Here is a 19,849-nt window from a genome sequence, read left to right on the forward strand (position 1 = left end):
TTTCAAAAGAGGAACTATTCTGAAAGCTCTATGATAGAGCTTTTACAAAGAAGAACTATGTTGAAAAGTACGGTCACCGCACTTTTCAACATCTAAAAAAATTCTAAATTTTCCAAATAGTTCCTTTAAACAACTTAATCTGTTTAATCTTCATGAATTCAAAATCATACCATATCGTTGTATCAGAATTCAACTATGAGAAACTCAAAAAATTAGGCTCTAAAGGTGATTCATTTGATGATATAGTAACTAGGCTCTTGGAGGCTCAAAAATAATGGATTTTATGCCTGTTTTTCACTGTAAATGTAAAAAGTCCAAGACAAATCGTCTAATTCTAGATGGTGGCTCTGAAGGGAATTACATCCTTGAACTATGTCCAAAATGCTACAAAAATCAAGATTGTAAGTTTGTAATAAAAAAAGAAATCATTACTGAATCTATTGATCCGGGAAGGTCACATTCAAACTCAGTAACGGGGTTGATTACAACTGGTTAATGTTGAGATACCAATAAAAGATTCCAAAATTTCTTTCTTACTTTGTAATATATGTAAAGAAAACAAGGGTCGTTCAAGAAAGTTTCATTCTAAACATGCATTGAAATGGCATTTGACTCATGAACATGGAGATGAAGTTGTACGATGAGCTTGGTAATGTCATTTCGTTGTGTAATCTGTATGTTGTTTTACAATGACAAGACAATTCATGCAAGTAGAAATCAAGCTGCATCTCACATCTATTATGATCATGATTATCATGACAAGCTTAGAACTGGAAGAATTGTTGGAATCATAAAAGAACATGAAAAAAGAAGTGCTTGGTGGCTATCTGAAAATCTAGCTGAACTATCTTTCAAACAGGAGTAATGGAAATTGAATCACACAAATCTCCTTTCCTTAAATAAATTATCTCTCTCACCCACACAGCTAGGAGAATATTATGTCTAAGCTTACTTCAAAGAAAAAGGCAGTTTATCTCCAGATAATTATTAGTCGTGATGGTTTCAAATGTTTTTACTGCAAGCAATCATTTGTAAAAAATAACTGGATTTACGAACACTTAGACAATAATCCTAATCATTCTGAAGTAGAAAACATAGTACTTGCTCATCAATCCTGCAACTTAAAGAAAAGAAATGACTGTGATATGCAAATTATGGCTATGGAAAAACTCAAGCTAAATCACCAAGTGAACTTATCGTGTGAGAGAGAAAGTGTAGAACTCGAAGGGCCCACTTTGAGTCCAGAAATGGATACAAACATGCAAAATTTTGAGATAACTGAGCAATATATCACCGAAATAATCCAAACTGATACCTCAATTGAGGCTAAAAATGCCATAAATGCTGCAGCCATGCTTTGTCATAAAAAAACAGGCAGTGGAAGTACTGTGGCCATAAGACGATATATTGACATGCTAACTTCAAGTGAAGGCCCATTTATGTTTGCCAAAAATGATGAAGGGAAAAAGATTATTATAAAAAGGAGTGGAAAATAAAATTTGAAACTACCAAAACTTTCTTTGGGAAAGAAGAAATGATTTCATTCATGCATAAACTATGCGGAGTACAGTCATGAACAATGCATTACAAATTGAGTGTTTTTCATTACATCTAAGAGATTATTCTCAAGCTGAAATAGCAAAGAAACTCAACATAGATCAATCTACTGTGTCTAGAGCTCTTAACAAAGTAAAAAAATCAAGTGAATATGAACTTGGAACTGTATCCATTACAACATTTTTGGATACTTTTAAAAAAGCAGAACAGTATTGGAAAGAATCAAACAAAGAATATCGGGAACTAATTGAACAATTACAACAATTGCCAGATGAATCAGATCTTGATGGAAATGGAGAACGTCTACATAAATCAAAATATGATAAAACTGTAGGTAAGGTTGATCTCATCTCCAAACTAAAACAACAACAAGACAAGAACATGGAGAGAATTCTCACTCTAGCTCAGCAGGGAGAAGTAGTTCTTGCACTAAAGACAGCTAGAAACATTATTTCAAAACATGTTCCTCAAGAACCAATTATCTTAGAATAAATTTTATTTTTATTTGAATTGATTTTTAGTTGACAATTACTTTGTGTGTTTCCAATAATGATCTTTATTCATTCAATTTTCTAATCTAATTTGCGTAAACATGTCAAAGGAGACGTAAACTCTCTTTGTACTAAACTTTCTTTGGGTGGTATCTACAATACTTGTATGATGCGTGGCAGAGGCTCAACAAGAAAAATTGTAGAAGTTAGTAATCAAACTCAATCTGCTCATTCTTCAGCTCAAAATAAACACAGACTTTCTAGTGGCGGACAATATGAAAATGAAGACGGATTATCTGATGGATTAGGCTCAAAATCAACACAATATCCTCAGAAATATCCAGCTCTCCCTTTGGGAGATTTGGATGGCTCTCATGACATTGACATTGATTTAACAAGAGCAAGAGCTCACGTTACAAAATTCAGACTCACTGGAAATTTAACAATCACAATATCTAATCCTCCTCCAATTATCGAAGGCATGTTAATTTTTGTTGAAATTACTCAAGATGAAATTGGTTTTCATACAATAATTTGGCCTTCCTCTGTCAAGGGAAATCCACAACCTGATTCTACACCCAATTCAAAATCTTTGATTGCATTATTTACTACTGATCAAGGTCAGGTGTTCCATACCCAAATTATGGGATCTTCTGGAGGAGGTCAAAATAGTGGGGATGATTTAGGAAATCATATTCAAATTCAACATCTAAACGCAGCAGAATTTGATCACAATAACCTGAATAAAATACATTTCAAATCTGTTATTGATTCTTTACAGATTGCAAGAGGTGGGGGAAATGGGTTTGATAAATTAGATTATGAATCTGTTGAAGGACATCAATTCTATGTTAAAAAAACTGTAAATCCAAATCCTAGATTTATTATTTTGGAAAATTCTGTAGAATCTAACATTCCACTTGTACTGAATGATGAAGAGATTGATAAAGTTCTTCGAATAAAATTTGGAGCTAATGGAAATGAAGGTACGATTGATTCTGATTCTACTGGTATTGCAATTAATGCAAATGTAAATGATTCAATCAAACTAAAATCTGGTGGTAAAACAAAAATGAAGATAGATGATGCTACTGGTGATCTTGTTATTACTGGATTGGATACTACTATTGAAGGAGGAAGAATTTTCACAGTAAGAGATAGTACTAATAGTAAAAGCCTTCAAGTTTTTCATTTGTTTGGAGAACAGGTAATCAACGTTAGTGACTCATTACATCTACAAAGAGGTGGAACTGACTTGATGGAACTTGATACTAGGATTAGAGGTAAAGTGGATTATGACGCAGGAGATAATGATTTTTTGAATATTAAAACACTTCAAGTCAAAGAACTCTTCCATGCTGGATTTGCCCCTTCCGGAATCACTGATAATGCTGTATTGTTTTGTAGACCTGATAGTTCTGGAAAAACAGAATTACGTGTAAAATTTGTTAGTGGAAATTCTGTTTTGTTAGCAAAAGAACCCTGATCGCTTCATTAATTATCAGAAGCTTTTATGTGAATCTCATACTCTTGATTGTTATTGGATAAGTTTCTCTTTGTTTTCTTTTCATTATTTGCATTAACCCTAGTCACTCCTGTTTATGCAGATTTTTCTATATCTATTGAAACAGATAAAATTCAATATGATTTTGGAGATACAGTTGTAGTTTCTGGTAATATTGATGGTTCAACTGAGAATGAATTCATTGAATTTATGATCATTGGACCTTCTGGAAGTTTAGTTGAGATTGGTAGAGCAAACATTTTTGATAATGGTAATTTTGACTATTCTTTTGTTACAGGTGGACCTTCAATAAACTCTGAAGGAAAATATGTTATCAAAGCTGGATTTTCTGAAGACAATCTGTTTGAAACAAAATTCTTCATTGGGGAAATTATGGATGATGTTCCTGTTGAAACAGAAGTTGATGAATCTAATTTGTATCAATGTGAATCCGAAATGTGCGTAGAAGAATGTGAACAAGATCCTAATTGTACTGTGTTTGAAGAACTTGAATCTCAAGTCATATTCCCATTATCTTTTGTGGATCCTATTATAGATCCTCAATTCTATGTAGATAGATACAACAATGAATTAGAATACAAAGAATGGTTCGATAGAAACTATCCTGATTTTACAATCTATCAAGCTGTTGGATTGTCTGAACCTATTCCTGAATGGGTACGTGGTGTTTTTGCATTCTGGGCTGACGGACAAATATCTGATGAAGATTTGAAAAATGCAATCAAGTTTTTGGTTGATTCAGGCATAATTATATTGGATTGAATATTATGGATTTGGACTCAAACTCTGAATTTATGATATATCCACTAGGTCCTCCAACACTTCAAAGATGTTGTTCTAATTGTGATAATCCTGACTATCAGAAATTGATATTGCTTAGAACATTCAAGGTTGCTGACTCTCAATCTATTTGGAAAGTTTGTTCTGATCACAAGGATGATCCTGATTTTAGTGGAACATCTAATGTAGTAAAATCTTCTTTAATACGGGAATCGATTTGTACTGATGAACGCCAATGAATACTTTGTTGTAATTTGAAACCTTTGAGAATTTTTCTGGATTCAAGAGATTGGATTATTCTTGCTAGAGTCCATCTTGGGAAAGAAAAGTCAAGTCTAATGATATGGTTGATATTAATCATCTATCTGGTGCTATACCTTATTGCGATATTGTGGTAGTTGAAAAAATGTTTGCAAATTTAAGTAAGAAACAGAAATTAGATAAAAAATACAATTGTATTATTTGCAATTCTCTTCAGGAACTTGATCAGGTTATGTCTTAAACAATTATCTTTTCTTATGAGAATTATAAAATAATAGATTATCTTCTGAATTATGAATGATTGGAAAAAATATTCTTGATATTTCCTTTGATGATATTGAATTTCTTTTAAAAAATAGGATTGATGAAAGTGATGTTCTAGACTATAAGGAAAAATTGGTAAAAGAACAAGATTTAGTCAAACATGTATGTGCATTTGCAAATACTCGTGGAGGTCATATTGTTTTTGGAATTAAAGAATCTGGCCAAGGCGGATATCCAGTAGAAATAACTGGATTGCTCACATCTGATCTGAATAAAGAAAAACTTGAACAAATTGTTTTATCAAATATTGTTCCTAGATTAGATGTAAAAATAAAATCTATAATCATTCCAGATTCTGATAAGTCTATTTTAGTTGTACAAATACCTGATAGTTCTCAAAAACCTCATCAAAGTAATCATTCTAAAAAATTCTACAAACGTTTTCAATTTGAATCTGCTGAAATGACCGAAAATGAGGTTTCAGATTGTTATAGAAGACGTTTCTTCAACTACAAGCAAGTTAATCAATACATCAATGAAACATTAGTTGATGTTAAAGAAGACACGGTAACTTTGAATGTCCTTGTTGTTCCATCTAACATGCAATATAGAATGATAGACACATCAAATTATGAAGAAATTGAAAAAATTCAATCTATAAAGTATCCTCTTTATTTTCCACAGAACAGTCTCCCAAATTATCCTTTACACCCATTTGCTCATGGATTGACTTCCAAATACCCTTTCAATAATAGGCCTGAAGAATTACAAATTCATCGTAATGGCTCTGTTCTTTATGTTGGGTATTATGATCATAAAAACGAAAATTCTGAAATAAACATTCCATATGAGAAAGTAGCTACAAAAATAATGCAAACTCTTATTTTTTCACATACTCTCTTATCCAATCATAACTATTTTGGCGATGTAATGATTGTTGTAACTACAAAATGTTTGTCCCAAAGTGTATTGCCAAATAAAAATGGCTATCTTTCTGATTATCCTCACTTGGATACTCTAAACGCAATAATTGAAAGAGAACATTCAATGCCTTATGTAGAAACAAAATATGAAGAAATTACATCATCTATGATGAATGAAATTTTTAATCATTATGGAGAATTCAGATGTCCATTATTTGATGAGCAAGGAAATTATAATGGATATGGTGGACGTAAAAGAAGACAGCAGCAATCAAAATAATTCTGTTTTAGAATAAATTTTAATTCATGTGTCACCAATGTTAAAAGACATGATTATGCCTTGTTTACATGTCAAAACATCTGGGTGGTCTCGCAGGATCTGCCTTTCTTGAAGGATTATTCCTGGCGATCCAAACAAAAACTGGTCAAGATGTATCGCCAACTGGATTGATTTTACTCATTTTTGATTCCTTAGATTCCATTATTGTACCGGAAATACGTCCTCAAGTTGAGATTTTCAAGATTGTAATCATCATAATTCCCTTTGTTTACACTTTCTTTGGAATAATTATTGTAGGATGGAAGCTTGGACTTGCAATCTTTGTTCCCATTTTGATCGGAAGCTATATTCTTTTTATTTCCATATGATAACAAACAATATTGTCTGAAGATATTGCCAACAAGTCTGACAAACATCATTGTCGTTGTTTTAGAATAAATCCTTCTGACATTGAAATTTGCAAAACTCGTCTTGAGGAATGGGGATTTGAACTTCAGCCTGGAGGTGAAGAAGATCACGGACAAGTGTTCGGATTAAGGCGTAAGTTGATGGAATTGTTGCAAATACATTTCAAAGTCATGCCTAATGGAATAATAGAATCTGAATTAGAACCTCCTCCAGAATATCCTGGTGCACATCTAAATCAAAAACACAGTTACCCTCCACATGATGGAATTCCAATCTTACTGGATAAAATTGGGATAGGTTATTCCATAATTCCGCCAATACCTGATACATGCAATCTTCCTAAAATTATCAAGCCTGATGGACCTTTGAAATGGTGGGAGATGCTATTGATTGGTGTAGCTGCAGTAGGGATAGGATACTTAATACTTCAGATATTCAAAAAATAAAAAATTTTATTTTTTCATATTTTTTTGATTTTTAAGCCTATTTTGAATATGTTAAATTAAATTCTAAGTGACAAATTATTTTATTCAAAACATATTTTATTCAATTAATTTAATATCTATAAAATAATTTTACTAGTATTGAAAATTACTGAAAAAAATAGACTATATGTTTGGCTTAGTATTCTTTTTGGAACTAGTTTCATAGCTGGAATAATTTTGCATTTTGGAATTTTCCCTAATTTTGATATTAAAATAGAGAATGATTTTCCTAATTGGTCTACATTACTAGTCGAAATAATTGTTGGTATTGGAATAGCACTAATTATTTATGATCATACTAAAAAAATTGAATCTCGTGAAGCTGAAGATCTTAAACTTGCAATACGTGGAACTTACTATTCAATATGGAATCTTTACCATGCTATTCTTCCTTATTCTAAATCTGAAGAAATTCGTTCAGATAGATTAACAGGTCTCCAAATTCTTACTATCTTGCAAACCATTAGAACTACTCTTTCAAAGTGTGCACAAAGCATAGATGGAACACAAATTGAAACAATTCAAGTTGATCTTTTGGAAATACAAGAAATTGTGCGTTCATCCACTGATCCTCGTGCAGATATAGAAAAATTATGGACTAGTAATAGTTCTAGATTTATTACTGCTATGGTTGAAATTAAGGATATTACAAAAAATAATTTTGAACCATTAATACCTAAAACTAGCAGAGCAAAATGGTTATGATATTAAAATATCATATTCATAATTAAAAGTAGAGTTAAAAACTAGACTTGGATGTAATTATTTGTGTCTGAAATTACTGAGTGTCCATTTTGCGGTCATGATGATGTTTCATCATTTACTTCTTATCACGACTTGTTGGAAAATGGTAAAAACAAATTTCCAGAAATTGACACACCTGATGGACCAATTGTCATTTCATCAAACCCTAGACCAAAAAACTTCCATAAATGCTGTAATTGCATAATGGAATTTTCATTTATTGAAATTGATATTGAAGAATTGATCAAAAATACTCGTGGAGAAATTGAAATTGCTGTATTATTAAAACACCATTATCCAAGAGGACCACCTATGGCAACATTGATTAGAAATCACCGTACTGCTGTATTGAAAAAACCTAGGCATGCATCATCATACTTATCAGACGATGAGGTAAATCGTATGATAATAATACCCTTTATTTATCAAGGAATTCGAACCTATGGTACCTTTATGCAAGAAAAAGCATCAAATACCTACAAAATAAATGGATTAGTGAGGTTAAAGATCAATGAGTGAAAAAACATTTTCTCTAGAAGAATTAGATAATCTTAGAGAGTCTCAGGATGCTGATTTCAAATATACTTTATCCGATGTAATTTTGTTTTTACTCTATGCAGAAAAAGATTATCCAATCAAAGGAAAAATCAAACAAATGAAAGAAGTATTTCTAACGTTGCAACAAGTTTTTAAAAATGAGAATGTTCAACCTGTGTTTTTTAGGAAATATCGATTTGGACCGTATAGTGAAGAAGTTGAAAATACAATTGATCAACTTGCATTTCTTAATCTAATTAGTCTTCGTGGTAAAAAGACTTCAAATAATTTTGCCATTGAAATTAACGATAAAGGACAAAAACTAATTCATGAAGAATTTGTTAAGTTACCAGAAAATATTAGAAACCTGTTACAAGCTAAACGTCTTAGTTGGGACACACATATTCCACAAGGAATGCTTAAACTAGTTTATCGTGATTATGAACATTTCTTGGAAAACTCTGTCTTTAAACAAAGATATCAAACATTAGACTGGAATGATGAAACGCAGAGGCCATTAGAATATGATTCTTGAAGATGTAAGATTACGTGATACTGTTCAAGATAATGATAACAGTCCTTATTTTTATCGTAGTAGAATTGTAGATATTACAACTGATAAAGGAACATTTTCCACCCCGAATCGTGTGTTGGCTCGTTCAGAATATTTAGCACGTTCTGGAGCAGTTCTTGCAAAACCATTACAAACTGAACTTACTATTGATTTCAGAAATCTAAGTGATTCACAAGTATCAGGATTACTGAATAAAAATAAAGTTGGAGAAAAGATGGTTGGAGTAACTAAACAATATAATGATATTACACAACGTGCATTATTCAAAATATCTGTTTTTCAGCCTCCACTTTCAACTCTCCGCGATATGCCTCTTACTCAGAAAAAAGAATTTGCTGATGCACAAGCAGATTATTTACAACGCCGATTGGGCACAAATTTAATTACTTATCCATACTTAGAATTAAACTCAACTGATTATATTGATTTTATTGATTCACACTATAGGCGAGATGAAAATAATTCTGTAATCTTCACTTTGTCTTTGGGAATGGATAGAAATTCCTTACAAGAGATACTTGATCACTTAATTGCAAAACAAGATCCTATGATAATCAATTTAATTTATCAAGAATGGGAAAAATCAATTCCTCAACACAATCTGATTAATTCTTATTTCGATAATGAACGAACAGCATTTTTTGCTACACAAGTACCTAGAGAAGATGTTGAAAGTCATGTAAGTAATCTTCATGGTGTGGCATTTGGTGGTGGATTTGATCTTGTATCTTTGATACAACCTCGTGGATTTGGAAAAAATGATAACCTTGACATGACTAAAATCAAATTCTTCAATCCTCAAACGCTAGAAATTGATAATATTGAAAACACATTAGCTGATAATTCACGTAACATGCTTGAAGAATTTGATTTTACAAGTTATGATTATAATGACGCTGAATACGTAACTCGAATTTTAAATCATTATGAGGGTGCCAAAATACATCCAAAAAAATACCAAATACTGTATTATTTAGCAAAAGTTCATGAAGCTTACACTAGTCCATTAAAATTTGATCACGAACGAGAATTAATACAATCCAGAGAATTAGATGAGCATATAGAAGAAACTAATTTGAAGAATATGCCATTAATTGCTCGTAGGAAAAGAATCTGAATCTTAATTTAATCATAATAACTTCTAAAATTTGACTTTAATTAGAATAATTTTACTTAGATTTCTTTAGCATACAAATGATTTGACCTATGAATTAAGTTCAAGTTAATAGCATACTTTATGAATGTCCTATTAAGAAATCAAATCTACAAGTATTACCATGACTAATAATAATGACAATTCAATCGAATTTAGGGTAGTGCATAAAAGAAGAAATAGACTTGAGAATAATGTTGATCCTTACCAATGCAAAACAATTGTAAAGATTGAACCACAATACATGCAGAAATTCGGAATCAGAGAAGGGGATATAGTCAGGATAAGCGGCAACACCAAAAGTACTGCTGCAATATGCTTGCTCATGTCTGATTCTGATTTGCAGGAAATAGATACACGTGAAATAGAAGTGGAATATCTAAACAATCCTGAAAAAAAAGCACCGCAGTATCCTAAAATCATTCTTTATGGTCCTGTATCGTGCAATGTGGATATTTTAGGAGAGTGGCAGCAAACAGTCAAGCTCAGCAAGTTTCCAGAATCACAAATAAAATCTGAGAATATTCCAGAAGCAGAACTTGTCACTCTAGCTACTGTTAACATAGCTGAGAAAACGATGCCTGGATACCACTCACATCTAGATTATTCTGAAATCCTAGGTTTTATTGTGACAGAAAATGACAGAATTGACATTCCTTTCCAGAATGAATGGCACGAAAAAAAACAACAGGAGATGCAAGAAAAAGAAAATCAAGAGACATACTCTGACATGGATAATGCCCGAGGAAACAGGCATCGTTCACGCACCCCTCCGTTTCCAAAGTCGTTCCAATCTGCAATTGTTGATGTGAAACCTGAAGGAAAATCATTCTGGAAAATTACTGAAAACACAAGATTTGAGTTTAAAGATGCAGATCTTGCAAAAATTTTTGACCCGCATGGATTTACACCAAAAAAACTTGTCAATGTAGTCTCAATATCAAAACAGATTCTTGTAGATGATACGGAATTTACAATACCTTCGCTAGAAGTCTACTCTGACATGATGAAGCTTATCTGGTATTCACATCAACGCATAAAAATTTCAGAGTCTGATTTTGCAGATATTCGCAAAATGAATCACATGAATAGGATGATGTATAATGAACATCCAAGATTAATTATCACCTTGGAAGATGATCTGGGGAATCAGTATGTTAGTACAAACAGAAGCGGAGGCGGTGGAGGCTCCAGCGGACCAGATCCTACAACAATGGAAATAATATCAGATTACTCATGGCATCATATCTTTTCACCAACTCTTGACACTCATGCCAAAGAAATCATTCTGACCATCAAAGAGATACAGTGGGTAAGGCAAAACAAAACGAGTATGAATGCACCCCCGCCGCCACCAAGGCCGCCTCCACATATGACTCCAATAGAGAACATGCCACTTCCAAAGATAGTGATTGTAGAAGGACCTTGGACATTTAGAATTCCAATTAATCAACAAAACACGTCCATGACAAATGAGGCGTGAGATAGGTCTTGTTTGTCTTAATTATTTATGCCATTATTGGATATTTGTTCTTCAAATATCTGTGGCCAATGTTGAACAGCAACGATCCAGAGAAAAAACCAAAAGAACTATACGCATTCTATGACAAGCATCCGAAACTTTTTGTGGTTACAATAATTTTTGCCTTGCTTGGAATCAATGAGGTCATTAGCATGATTGGCGGAATTTTTGAGTTTATTTTTGTCCCATGCTATCCTGATTCAGGAACGATCAGTATCTCTTGTTGGATAAAAGACGGTCTAGGATTTGTCTAACTTATGAACAAAAAAGAAATCGTGAAAATGTGGGAAGATAAAAGAAAATGAAGATTAAATTTTTGATAATTACTTCATCTCTAGTCGTACTATTTTCTTTGATTTCACTAATCCAAAATTCTGTGGGAAATCAGATTATGGTGGGCGGAATCACAGTAAGTAGCAGCATCGTTTTGTTGCTTTCAATTATTTTCTCTATGTTTTCTTGGTTCTTGTTTGCATGGGCATCCAAGACTTTCAAAGTATTTGGGATTTCTTTAAGCATAATTTCTGGAGCGGCTCTTGTGGCTCCGTTTCATGACATTTTGGGACCCATGGCTGCAATTGTAATTGGGATAGTTGCAGGATCCGTGGCACATATGGTTCAAAAATATTTGAAAAACAGTGACAACAAATCCCTGATAATTGCCATGGGCATTGCTACAGCTACCTATCTTGTTTTATTTGTGGTGATATTCTTAATCTACCCTACACCCCATATCTGGGATACGGTATACGGTGGTGGGACCATGGATATGGATCCTGATTTGGCCCCAAGTTATGCCTTGGATTTTATGGGTGGTTTGTTTTATCATACAATTTTACCTCTAACTGCTTTGTCTGTGGGAATCTCTGCACTGTTTTTAGTACCTTATTTTATCCTAAAAAGAAAAAAGATTCCAAGCAGACCCTACATTTCTTTGATCTTGGCAGGACTGTTGTTGTATTTCGGAATGCCTTATCTTATTTCGTCTTTAGATCCTCTCGTAATGATATTCTTATCTCAACCTGAACAAATCATAAGATGGGTTTTTGATTTTAGGTTCATTGGATTGATGATCCCAATCATCATATTCTCTGTTGCAGGAATCTTATTGTATAGATCTTCAGTCATTAGGAAATTAATTAGAAAATGAAAACTAGACTATTGATAACTATTGGTATTGTTGTAATGATATGTGTTTTCTTATCTGCATTTTTAATTTCCAGTGATCAATTTACAAACAAAAATACTTCGGGGCGTTTTAATTACCAAAACTCTGAACAAGTAATTTCTGATACATATCTTGGCAAAAATGTAAACCAATGGCAAAATGAAAGTAATGAAAGCTTGATGGATTATTATGAGAAAGAAGGCAGAGATGAATTTTTCACCAAATTAGGTGCTCTTGTTATAAAAAACGCAATGATGATTGAACTAGATAAACAAAACATTGAGGTCGCTAATCCTGATTTTAATGTGTATTCTGGAATGGTTCTCACATCATTGCCTCCACATGTATCCTTTGAGGCATTTGTGAATGGCACGGATGGGAATACTTATCGACTATCTGGAATGACCATGAGGGCTCAAGCAAGTTATCCTGTAGGAATTTCCGAGGTGGATTTTTTTGACACTAGCATAAAATTGCCACCTGAATCATCTCTTAGTACCAATAACACAATTATCATAAGAGAGGAAACAGATAATCAACCTAGAGTCTATCCGCACAATTTCCTAGTTCAAGGAGATGAGGAAATCAAAGTTAAATTTCAAAATAAACATCTAGTACCAATTAGAATTCAAGGTGATGGGAATTGGCAGAATCCAGATTGGTATGGCCCCACAATTTTTCCACTATCTGATGCAACAATGACTTTTGATTCGCCTGGAATATACGAATGGCACTCAAGAACATTACCTGCTCCTGGAAGTATTGCGTCAGATCATATGGGTGGTGGTACCATCTTTATCATACCAAATAATGTTGATGATATGACTGTTGAAGACAAACATGAAACTGGTGCAGCAATTTTGCAAAATTCTGAAATCCCTTGGAATGAAATGTGGACTAATGACAAGGGAATTATGATTGGTTTTAACAGAGCAATATACGATACAATTCCCAATGCAGATGAATACTATGTACAAAGAGCACAACAACTGATTCCCTTTGATGTTTCAATAATTATAGAAAAGTGGAATTAAAAATGAAAACTAGACTCTTGACAATTGAAACTTAAGACCAACAACGGTTAGTTGCTTGGTGAGAGTTTCAATTACATCATGTTCTTCAAAATAGTATTTAGGAAACGCTGAGAATTTGCATGAACGATTCATTCGTGTTGCTTTTATCATAATATGAAGAACTCAAATCACAATAGATAGGTTGGAGGCTAATTCCCAGACCGTTTACCTCACACCATCTATTTACAAAAGATTAGAACACTTTATGAGTCTCATAATTTGAACCTGAATCATTGAAAGTATTTTTCACTAGACATTATGATGATCCTACCTGTGAAAAGTTTACAGAATATAGAGTTGATACTTACAGGACTTGGTGGTGTTGCAAGCAGCTCAAGGACCATGACAAGTACTTTCAACTGTGGAATGTAAAGTGGGCAAAATTCCACTTTAAAGATATGAGCATTGATGGCAATATTGCATTTTTTGCAATGAACTATTGCCCTTATTGTGGTGAGAAAATAGAGTATGAGGAGTTTGGAACGTGAAAACTAGATACATTACAATAATTGCTGTAATCTTTCTTGTGTTAGGTGTTGCAATTACTATTCTAAGCTTTGAGACGATTACGTCAGAGCCTCCAAAAAATCTGCCTGAGGGAATGACTCCGATTACTCCTGAAGTTGGTAAGACGTCAACTCCTGTAGGAAATTATATGATTATTGGAAGCATTGTGGTCTTGATTGGAACTGGAATTTACTCTTTGATCGGTTTTCTAAAAGTAAGAATTGGTAAGAAGGATATGAGAAAATGAAAACTAGAAACAAAGTAATCTTAATTGGAATAATCTTGTTTTCAGGATTAATTGTAATTCCTGCAACTATAAGCATTGGCAGCACATTTTATTGCAATTCTATTCTCTCTGATGACTGTGTAGTTTATTCAATTTCTTTGCTTCCTAATTTTAGACCTGTAATAGATGAAGTTTTAGGCAAAGACGAAAGCCAAAGACAATATGACACTAGTCCTGCTACATGCAACGACATTATGGGAAAACCTGATGGCAAATGCTTTGTAAAATCTTTTCAAGAATGCAAACATGCAAGCATAAAAAACAAGTTGTACACTGTTGAGGGAGATCCAATATTTTACTATGTATATATTGATGTTGATGACTGTCTATTGCGATACCATGTTGATTTAAGACAAGATGGAACTACAGACAATGATACACAAGACTTTCGTGGTTTTGTTTGCAGTGATATTCAACTAAATGATAACGAACTATTTTTCCAATGTGAAGATGAACAACTAGTATTACCTCTGAGATGATTGTAACGTGAAACCAGAACTAAAAATTACTATATTTTCTGGATTTTAGCCCAAAATTTGACTTTAATTAGAATAATTTTACTACTTAGATTTCTTTAATTTCAGTAATTGTTCCCTGAACCGAATCCATTTGTATTATTGCCTTTTTTTCATCCCAACCCAATGCTACATACCAATCTCCAGCATCATCGTGATACTTTGTCTCCAAAGTCTTAATCGAATCTGGTACAACATTGTATTTTTTTGCAATGCCTGATACTGCAAGGGCTATGGCATCTTTTTCCTTTTCTAGTCTTCTTTTCATTAATCCAATTCCAGGACTCATAAAATTACTAAATCATATCATCTAATATAGTTAATTCTAAAAATTAGCCACAGAGTTAATTTTTTCAAATTGATATTCTTACAACATTTCAAATATCCCTTTTGATACAGTCTGAATAAAATGAGATTAATTCAACGAATTTCAAATTACACACTTACAAAGTCTGATAATCTTGTACGTATCATATGTATTCTATCTGTTATTGGTCCAGTCATCACAGTTTCTGCAGGATTTTGGGATGCAATATCCCACCTTCAAAAAGAACCTGAATTCTTTTGGAGTCCATCTCACATGATTGTTTATACTGGAGTCTCAATGATCACTGCTGCTGCAATATTGGGAGGGATACTGATAATTAGAAAATCAATAGACTCTTCTCTAAAAACTGGAATAAAACTAGTAATGGTCGGCTCTGTTATTCAAATAATTTCAGGATTTGGTGATTCACTATCTCATGAAATATTTGGAATTGATGGTCTAGTATCTTGGTCTCATCAACCACTTGAATTGGGACTTGTATTAGGTTCACTTGGTGGATTGTTAATTTTAAAAAATAAAGAACACACAAAACTCAAAATATTACTGCCATTCTCAATTGTAACATTTTTGTTCTTTACAATATGGTTGGGATTTAACCTAGTTCTAATTTTTGGACATATAATACAATGTATTCCTGTTTATGAAATATTCTCATCAGGTTGCGCCATTTTGTAATTTTTAATTTTTAGATATGACATTACTATCATAGCAATTGAGCCAACCAAAATCATTATTCCTGCAGGGATCATCTCTTTTGAATTTGTATTACCAAACTCTATCTCCAAACTAACTTGATTTTTTGCCAAGTTTGTTACTTTTACAGTATATGCCCCACTTTCATTAAAATCAAAATATCCTACTGACATTCTTGTCTGAACAGTTTGCTCTTGAATTACATTATCATTAACATCTAGAATCTGAACAAATATCTCCTGACCTGCAAATTCTGGCATGTGAACTTTGTAAAATCCAATATCTGTACCTGAAAACTCTAATTTTATTTCAAAAGAACTTGATTGTTTTAAATTTGTTACATCCTGAATCTTTTCAGTCTCTGCAAAAACTATTGAAATCCAAACTGCTCCAACAATTATCAAAGCCAGTCCAATTTTTAATAGTGATACTTTCACTTCGTTCTTGTGGAAAATTATTTGCTTAATAAGATAATCTAAAGGGCTCGGAGGGCTTCGATCCCTCGACCTGGCGGTTCGAAGCCGCCCGCACTATCCAGGCTGTGCAACGAGTCCAAACAAGTAAGAATTTAACAGGCCTAAATATCTGTCTAGATACTTTGAAGGTATCAAAAAAAGTAGCAGGTGTAGAGTATGCAATTAGAGATATTGTTCTAGCTGCAAGAAAAGTGCAACAAAAAGGAATCAAAGTCGATTACCTTAACATTGGTGATCCTGTGCAATTTGGTTTTCAGCCACCTGATAATGTTAAACAAGCTTTGATTGATGCAATCAACAAAGGCGAAAACTACTATTCTACTTCTGAAGGTCTTTTGGAATTAAGACAAGAGATTGCAAAAAAAGAAAATGCCAAAGGATTATCCATATCTGCTGATGAAATTCTAGTAACAAATGGAGTCTCAGAAGGACTAGACATGGTAATTTCATCAATTGTTGAAGAAGGAGATGAAGTATTACTTCCAGGACCATATTATCCACCTTATGCATCCTATGTCAGATTACATGGTGGTGTACCCGTAGAATTTGCAGTTGACTTGGAAAATTCTACTCCTGATATTGATGATATAAAATCCAAAATTACTTCAAAAACTGTTGCCATCTGTTTGATTAGTCCAAACAACCCAACAGGAGTTGTATTTAATGAAAAATCCCTCAAAGAGTTAGTAGAGATTGCAAATCAGCATAATCTCTACATTATTTGTGATGAAATCTATGATCAAATTATCTTTGATGAAAAATTTGTAGGAATTGGCAAAGTTGCAGGAGACTCTCCAGTAATTGTTCTAAATGGTTTTTCCAAAGTCCATTTGATGTCTGGATGGAGAATTGGCTATATTGCATTTAACAATTCACCAAAACTTGATGCAATACGCGAGAATCTTCCAAAACTAGCTCGAGTACGAATTGCAACTAGTTTGCCTGTTCAACATGCTGCATTAGAGTCATTAAAAGGGCCTCAAAATTATATCTCTAACTTTGTTTCTGAAATTAAAAAGCGTAGAGACTTGGTTGTAAAACGATTAAATGAGATGCCTGGACTTTCTTGCCCAAATCCTAAAGGTGCATTTTATGCATTTCCGAAAATTGAAGACAATAGATTTAGGACAGACAAAGAATTTGTTACAAAATTACTAGAATCAAAAGGAGTTTTAACTGTACATGGGTCTGGCTTTGGAGAGAAATATGGTAGTGGTCATTTCCGATTGGTATATCTTCCTAGTCTTGAAATTTTAGATTCAGCAATGAACAAGATTGAAGAATTTGTTACTCAATAACTCCACACAGAAATCTTTTCAGGAACAATCTCAATAATACAGTCAGTATCATCAAGTAATTCTTTTGCTGATTTATTTTCTAGTGTCTTAAAGTATCGCAGTAGAATATTTTTTGCAATTGATTTTACTTTAGATTCTTTTAATATCAGATTTGCTTTTCCTTGTCCCATGACACCATAGATGTTAGGTGCATTAATTCCTGTATCTATACAAAAAGAGACTTTGTTGTTTTTCTTTGCGTTTTTTGCCTTTTGTGTTCTAGTGTTTGTGCCTATGTAGATTTTTTTTGCGCTATATCTATACCAAACAGGAACAATATGTGGTGTCTTGTTTTTTCCAACAGTAGCTAAACGCAGTATCTTTTGTGTTTTTAGAAATTCATCTTTTTTGCTCATGTCTTCTAAATCCTAATGCTATCATAAAAATACCAAATGCAAGCATTGCCATTGATACTTTTTCATTAGTAATATCTCCATTCAATAAAAATTCCTCAACAAATTCTGGTCCCCATATCAATAGCTGTCTGACTAGCACTATTCCTGCCATTACAGAAAATAAAACTCCAATAGCCGTATACCAATTTCTGCCTCGCCTATAGTATTCGTGACTCATGATAAAAGAACTGACTTAGATAATTTTGATTCCAGGATTTTTTATCTTGTTTTGAATCATTGCATTAAGTAGCAATGGTGTTGACATTTCTGCAAGATATGACAATTCAATTGGTCCCAAGTAAATTGATCTTAATCCCTTAATTTCATCAATTAAGGTATTGACTACACCTACTGCCTCTTTGTCATCTCCACAAACAAAAATGTCATAATCTAGTTCCAAAGTCGGATTTACAAGTTTCTTTTCTGAAATTACATGAAATGCAGAAACCAATTTTGATTTGTTTTTCATGTGGTTTGATACTAATTTGTATGAGAATGGTTTGTTATCTTTAATTGAAACACACTCAAACCCCACATCTGTTTTAGTCATTGGAACAATTGGTGATACTATAACACAATCATCTTTGACTTCTGGCAATATTCCAGAACACACTGAATCAATGTTTTCGTAGGGAATTGATAAAATCAATACGTCACTTTCTTTTGCAACTGAAACATTATCACTTCCTGAAATACTTCCTTTAATTTCTCCAAATGCTTCTTTTGCTAAATTTGTATATTCTGAAGCTGATTCTGCTGCTCTTGCAGCATCTCTAGAGCCAACTATTACATCATGATTTTGTGACCATCTTAGAGCAAAACCTTTGCCCATTCCGCCGGTTCCACCAATAATTCCTACTTTCATGATTAACTACAGACAATGTTATTATTATCTCTATTTGAATTTCGATTGAATTGGGACAGATAATTTTTCTAAGACACGGTCAGGCAAAAAATAACACTGAACGAATCCTGGCAGGTAGAACCGAAGGTGTTCCGTTAACTGATGTTGGGGAACAACAAGCACAGCATACTGCAGAACTACTTGAGCATATGAATATCTCTGCAATTTATTCAAGTCCTATTCAAAGAGCAAAACACACTGCAGAAATTGTTGGAAAACATAACTCACTTGATGTCAAAATTGATGAAAGATTAATCGAACTTGATATGGGAAAATTTACTGGTATGGCTTATGATGAAATATTCAATGATCATGGAAATGTCTTTATGAAATTTTATGAAGGTGATCTTGAAATTGCACACAACGGCGTAGAAACTTTTGATCAGGTTAGAAAGAGAGTATTAGGAATAGTAGATCATGTGGTTGAAAAACATCCTGATGAAAATATTGTACTAGTAACTCACATGGACCCAATCAAAGCAATGCTTTCAACAGTAGTTGACTTGTCTCCTACAAACCTCTTTGAGTTAATTATAGCAAATGCATCATTGAATCTCTTTAGGGAAAATAAACGCAAGTTTTCAATTTCAGGACTTAATGTAATGCATCCAACTCGTTTCGATCAAGGTTGGTAGCTAATAATCTTGAAAACCCTTAAATAGA

General features: G+C 33.1%; 30 protein-coding genes and 1 tRNA gene. 25 read left to right on the top strand and 6 right to left on the bottom strand.

Going from position 1 to position 19,849, the window contains the following annotated elements; translation table 11 throughout:
- Positions 1 to 152 precede the first annotated feature (152 nt).
- The 22 genes from NPIRD3C_RS10830 (at position 153) to NPIRD3C_RS02535 (ending at position 15,017) form a co-directional block, all read left to right on the top strand.
- Entirely contained in the window at positions 153 to 275 is a 123-nt protein-coding gene (locus NPIRD3C_RS10830; RefSeq protein WP_237087704.1) for an antitoxin VapB family protein, read from the top strand.
- The gene (locus NPIRD3C_RS02435; protein ID WP_148702683.1) at positions 275 to 496 is read left to right on the top strand and encodes a hypothetical protein; all 222 of its coding nucleotides are present in this window, start codon (positions 275 to 277) and stop codon (positions 494 to 496) included. The genes NPIRD3C_RS10830 and NPIRD3C_RS02435 overlap by 1 nt, the downstream gene beginning before the upstream one ends.
- A gap of 156 nt (positions 497 to 652) precedes the next feature.
- Positions 653 to 865, top strand: coding sequence for a hypothetical protein (locus tag NPIRD3C_RS02440; protein WP_148702684.1), 213 nt, complete (start codon positions 653 to 655; stop codon positions 863 to 865).
- A gap of 73 nt (positions 866 to 938) precedes the next feature.
- Positions 939 to 1,496 (top strand): HNH endonuclease, encoded by a 558-nt coding sequence (locus NPIRD3C_RS02445; protein WP_148702685.1) that lies wholly within the window; start codon positions 939 to 941, stop codon positions 1,494 to 1,496.
- A gap of 76 nt (positions 1,497 to 1,572) precedes the next feature.
- Entirely contained in the window at positions 1,573 to 2,049 is a 477-nt protein-coding gene (locus tag NPIRD3C_RS02450) for a hypothetical protein (RefSeq protein ID WP_148702686.1), read from the top strand.
- Positions 2,050 to 2,139: 90 nt separating this feature from the next.
- Positions 2,140 to 3,534 (top strand): hypothetical protein, encoded by a 1,395-nt coding sequence (locus NPIRD3C_RS02455; protein WP_148702687.1) that lies wholly within the window; start codon positions 2,140 to 2,142, stop codon positions 3,532 to 3,534.
- Positions 3,535 to 3,588: 54 nt separating this feature from the next.
- Positions 3,589 to 4,335, top strand: coding sequence for a hypothetical protein (locus NPIRD3C_RS02460; RefSeq protein WP_148702688.1), 747 nt, complete (start codon positions 3,589 to 3,591; stop codon positions 4,333 to 4,335).
- Between the two features lie 5 nt (positions 4,336 to 4,340).
- Positions 4,341 to 4,592: a hypothetical protein gene (locus tag NPIRD3C_RS02465; protein ID WP_148702689.1), complete on the top strand. Its 252-nt coding sequence runs from the start codon at positions 4,341 to 4,343 to the stop codon at positions 4,590 to 4,592.
- A gap of 319 nt (positions 4,593 to 4,911) precedes the next feature.
- Positions 4,912 to 6,081 (top strand): AlbA family DNA-binding domain-containing protein, encoded by a 1,170-nt coding sequence (locus NPIRD3C_RS02470; RefSeq protein ID WP_148702690.1) that lies wholly within the window; start codon positions 4,912 to 4,914, stop codon positions 6,079 to 6,081.
- 68 nt (positions 6,082 to 6,149) lie between these two features.
- Positions 6,150 to 6,449 (top strand): hypothetical protein, encoded by a 300-nt coding sequence (locus NPIRD3C_RS10580; protein ID WP_192827860.1) that lies wholly within the window; start codon positions 6,150 to 6,152, stop codon positions 6,447 to 6,449.
- 12 nt (positions 6,450 to 6,461) lie between these two features.
- Positions 6,462 to 6,935, top strand: coding sequence for a hypothetical protein (locus NPIRD3C_RS02480; protein WP_148702691.1), 474 nt, complete (start codon positions 6,462 to 6,464; stop codon positions 6,933 to 6,935).
- Between the two features lie 138 nt (positions 6,936 to 7,073).
- Positions 7,074 to 7,679, top strand: coding sequence for a hypothetical protein (locus NPIRD3C_RS02485; protein ID WP_148702692.1), 606 nt, complete (start codon positions 7,074 to 7,076; stop codon positions 7,677 to 7,679).
- A gap of 63 nt (positions 7,680 to 7,742) precedes the next feature.
- Positions 7,743 to 8,237 (top strand): hypothetical protein, encoded by a 495-nt coding sequence (locus NPIRD3C_RS02490; protein WP_148702693.1) that lies wholly within the window; start codon positions 7,743 to 7,745, stop codon positions 8,235 to 8,237.
- Positions 8,230 to 8,790, top strand: a complete 561-nt coding sequence (locus NPIRD3C_RS02495) for a hypothetical protein (protein ID WP_148702694.1) — start codon at positions 8,230 to 8,232, stop codon at positions 8,788 to 8,790. Before NPIRD3C_RS02490 ends, NPIRD3C_RS02495 begins: the two co-directional genes overlap by 8 nt.
- Entirely contained in the window at positions 8,780 to 9,946 is a 1,167-nt protein-coding gene (locus NPIRD3C_RS02500; protein WP_148702695.1) for a hypothetical protein, read from the top strand. Before NPIRD3C_RS02495 ends, NPIRD3C_RS02500 begins: the two co-directional genes overlap by 11 nt.
- 160 nt (positions 9,947 to 10,106) lie before the next feature.
- Positions 10,107 to 11,465, top strand: a complete 1,359-nt coding sequence (locus NPIRD3C_RS02505) for a hypothetical protein (RefSeq protein ID WP_148702696.1) — start codon at positions 10,107 to 10,109, stop codon at positions 11,463 to 11,465.
- A gap of 68 nt (positions 11,466 to 11,533) precedes the next feature.
- The gene (locus NPIRD3C_RS02510) at positions 11,534 to 11,758 is read left to right on the top strand and encodes a hypothetical protein (RefSeq protein ID WP_148702697.1); all 225 of its coding nucleotides are present in this window, start codon (positions 11,534 to 11,536) and stop codon (positions 11,756 to 11,758) included.
- A gap of 47 nt (positions 11,759 to 11,805) precedes the next feature.
- A complete protein-coding gene (locus tag NPIRD3C_RS02515) occupies positions 11,806 to 12,654 on the top strand; it encodes an ammonium transporter (RefSeq protein ID WP_148702698.1) in 849 nt (282 codons plus the stop codon).
- Positions 12,651 to 13,706, top strand: a complete 1,056-nt coding sequence (locus NPIRD3C_RS02520) for a hypothetical protein (RefSeq protein WP_148702699.1) — start codon at positions 12,651 to 12,653, stop codon at positions 13,704 to 13,706. The genes NPIRD3C_RS02515 and NPIRD3C_RS02520 overlap by 4 nt, the downstream gene beginning before the upstream one ends.
- A 272-nt stretch (positions 13,707 to 13,978) precedes the next feature.
- Positions 13,979 to 14,233: a hypothetical protein gene (locus NPIRD3C_RS02525; protein ID WP_148702700.1), complete on the top strand. Its 255-nt coding sequence runs from the start codon at positions 13,979 to 13,981 to the stop codon at positions 14,231 to 14,233.
- On the top strand, positions 14,230 to 14,499 hold the full coding sequence (locus NPIRD3C_RS02530; RefSeq protein ID WP_148702701.1) for a hypothetical protein: 270 nt from the start codon (positions 14,230 to 14,232) through the stop codon (positions 14,497 to 14,499). The genes NPIRD3C_RS02525 and NPIRD3C_RS02530 overlap by 4 nt, the downstream gene beginning before the upstream one ends.
- Positions 14,496 to 15,017, top strand: coding sequence for a DUF4362 domain-containing protein (locus tag NPIRD3C_RS02535; RefSeq protein ID WP_148702702.1), 522 nt, complete (start codon positions 14,496 to 14,498; stop codon positions 15,015 to 15,017). The genes NPIRD3C_RS02530 and NPIRD3C_RS02535 overlap by 4 nt, the downstream gene beginning before the upstream one ends.
- 85 nt (positions 15,018 to 15,102) lie before the next feature.
- Here NPIRD3C_RS02535 and NPIRD3C_RS02540 read toward each other — a convergent pair whose 3' ends face one another.
- A complete protein-coding gene (locus tag NPIRD3C_RS02540) occupies positions 15,103 to 15,342 on the bottom strand; it encodes a hypothetical protein (protein WP_148702703.1) in 240 nt (79 codons plus the stop codon).
- A 120-nt stretch (positions 15,343 to 15,462) separates the two neighbouring features.
- On the opposite strand from NPIRD3C_RS02540, the gene NPIRD3C_RS02545 reads away from it, so the two are divergent.
- Positions 15,463 to 16,056 (top strand): hypothetical protein, encoded by a 594-nt coding sequence (locus tag NPIRD3C_RS02545; protein WP_148702704.1) that lies wholly within the window; start codon positions 15,463 to 15,465, stop codon positions 16,054 to 16,056.
- Here the strand turns inward: NPIRD3C_RS02545 and NPIRD3C_RS02550 are convergent.
- Complete coding sequence (locus NPIRD3C_RS02550; protein WP_148702705.1) at positions 16,020 to 16,511, bottom strand: hypothetical protein; 492 nt, start codon at positions 16,509 to 16,511, stop codon at positions 16,020 to 16,022. The genes NPIRD3C_RS02545 and NPIRD3C_RS02550 overlap by 37 nt on opposite strands.
- Before the next feature lie 42 nt (positions 16,512 to 16,553).
- Positions 16,554 to 16,628, bottom strand: a tRNA-Arg gene (locus NPIRD3C_RS02555).
- A 44-nt stretch (positions 16,629 to 16,672) separates the two neighbouring features.
- Here NPIRD3C_RS02555 and NPIRD3C_RS02560 point away from each other — a divergent pair.
- Positions 16,673 to 17,848 carry an aminotransferase class I/II-fold pyridoxal phosphate-dependent enzyme gene (locus NPIRD3C_RS02560; protein WP_148702706.1) on the top strand — a complete coding sequence of 392 codons (1,176 nt, stop codon included), beginning with the start codon at positions 16,673 to 16,675 and terminating at the stop codon, positions 17,846 to 17,848.
- On the opposite strand, the gene NPIRD3C_RS02565 is transcribed toward NPIRD3C_RS02560, so the two are convergent.
- From NPIRD3C_RS02565 to npdG, 3 genes are read right to left on the bottom strand one after another with little or no spacing between them, the layout of a single operon-like run.
- Positions 17,842 to 18,243 carry a pyridoxamine 5'-phosphate oxidase family protein gene (locus NPIRD3C_RS02565; protein WP_148702707.1) on the bottom strand — a complete coding sequence of 134 codons (402 nt, stop codon included), beginning with the start codon at positions 18,241 to 18,243 and terminating at the stop codon, positions 17,842 to 17,844. The genes NPIRD3C_RS02560 and NPIRD3C_RS02565 overlap by 7 nt on opposite strands.
- Entirely contained in the window at positions 18,227 to 18,460 is a 234-nt protein-coding gene (locus NPIRD3C_RS02570) for a hypothetical protein (protein ID WP_148702708.1), read from the bottom strand. The genes NPIRD3C_RS02565 and NPIRD3C_RS02570 overlap by 17 nt, the downstream gene beginning before the upstream one ends.
- 15 nt (positions 18,461 to 18,475) lie before the next feature.
- A complete protein-coding gene (npdG, locus tag NPIRD3C_RS02575; protein WP_148702709.1) occupies positions 18,476 to 19,147 on the bottom strand; it encodes an NADPH-dependent F420 reductase in 672 nt (223 codons plus the stop codon).
- A gap of 50 nt (positions 19,148 to 19,197) precedes the next feature.
- On the opposite strand from npdG, the gene NPIRD3C_RS02580 reads away from it, so the two are divergent.
- A complete protein-coding gene (locus tag NPIRD3C_RS02580) occupies positions 19,198 to 19,821 on the top strand; it encodes a histidine phosphatase family protein (RefSeq protein ID WP_148702710.1) in 624 nt (207 codons plus the stop codon).
- Positions 19,822 to 19,849 lie beyond the last annotated feature (28 nt).

It is taken from the genome of Nitrosopumilus piranensis, from assembly GCF_000875775.1.
Lineage (GTDB): Archaea > Thermoproteota > Nitrososphaeria > Nitrososphaerales > Nitrosopumilaceae > Nitrosopumilus > Nitrosopumilus piranensis.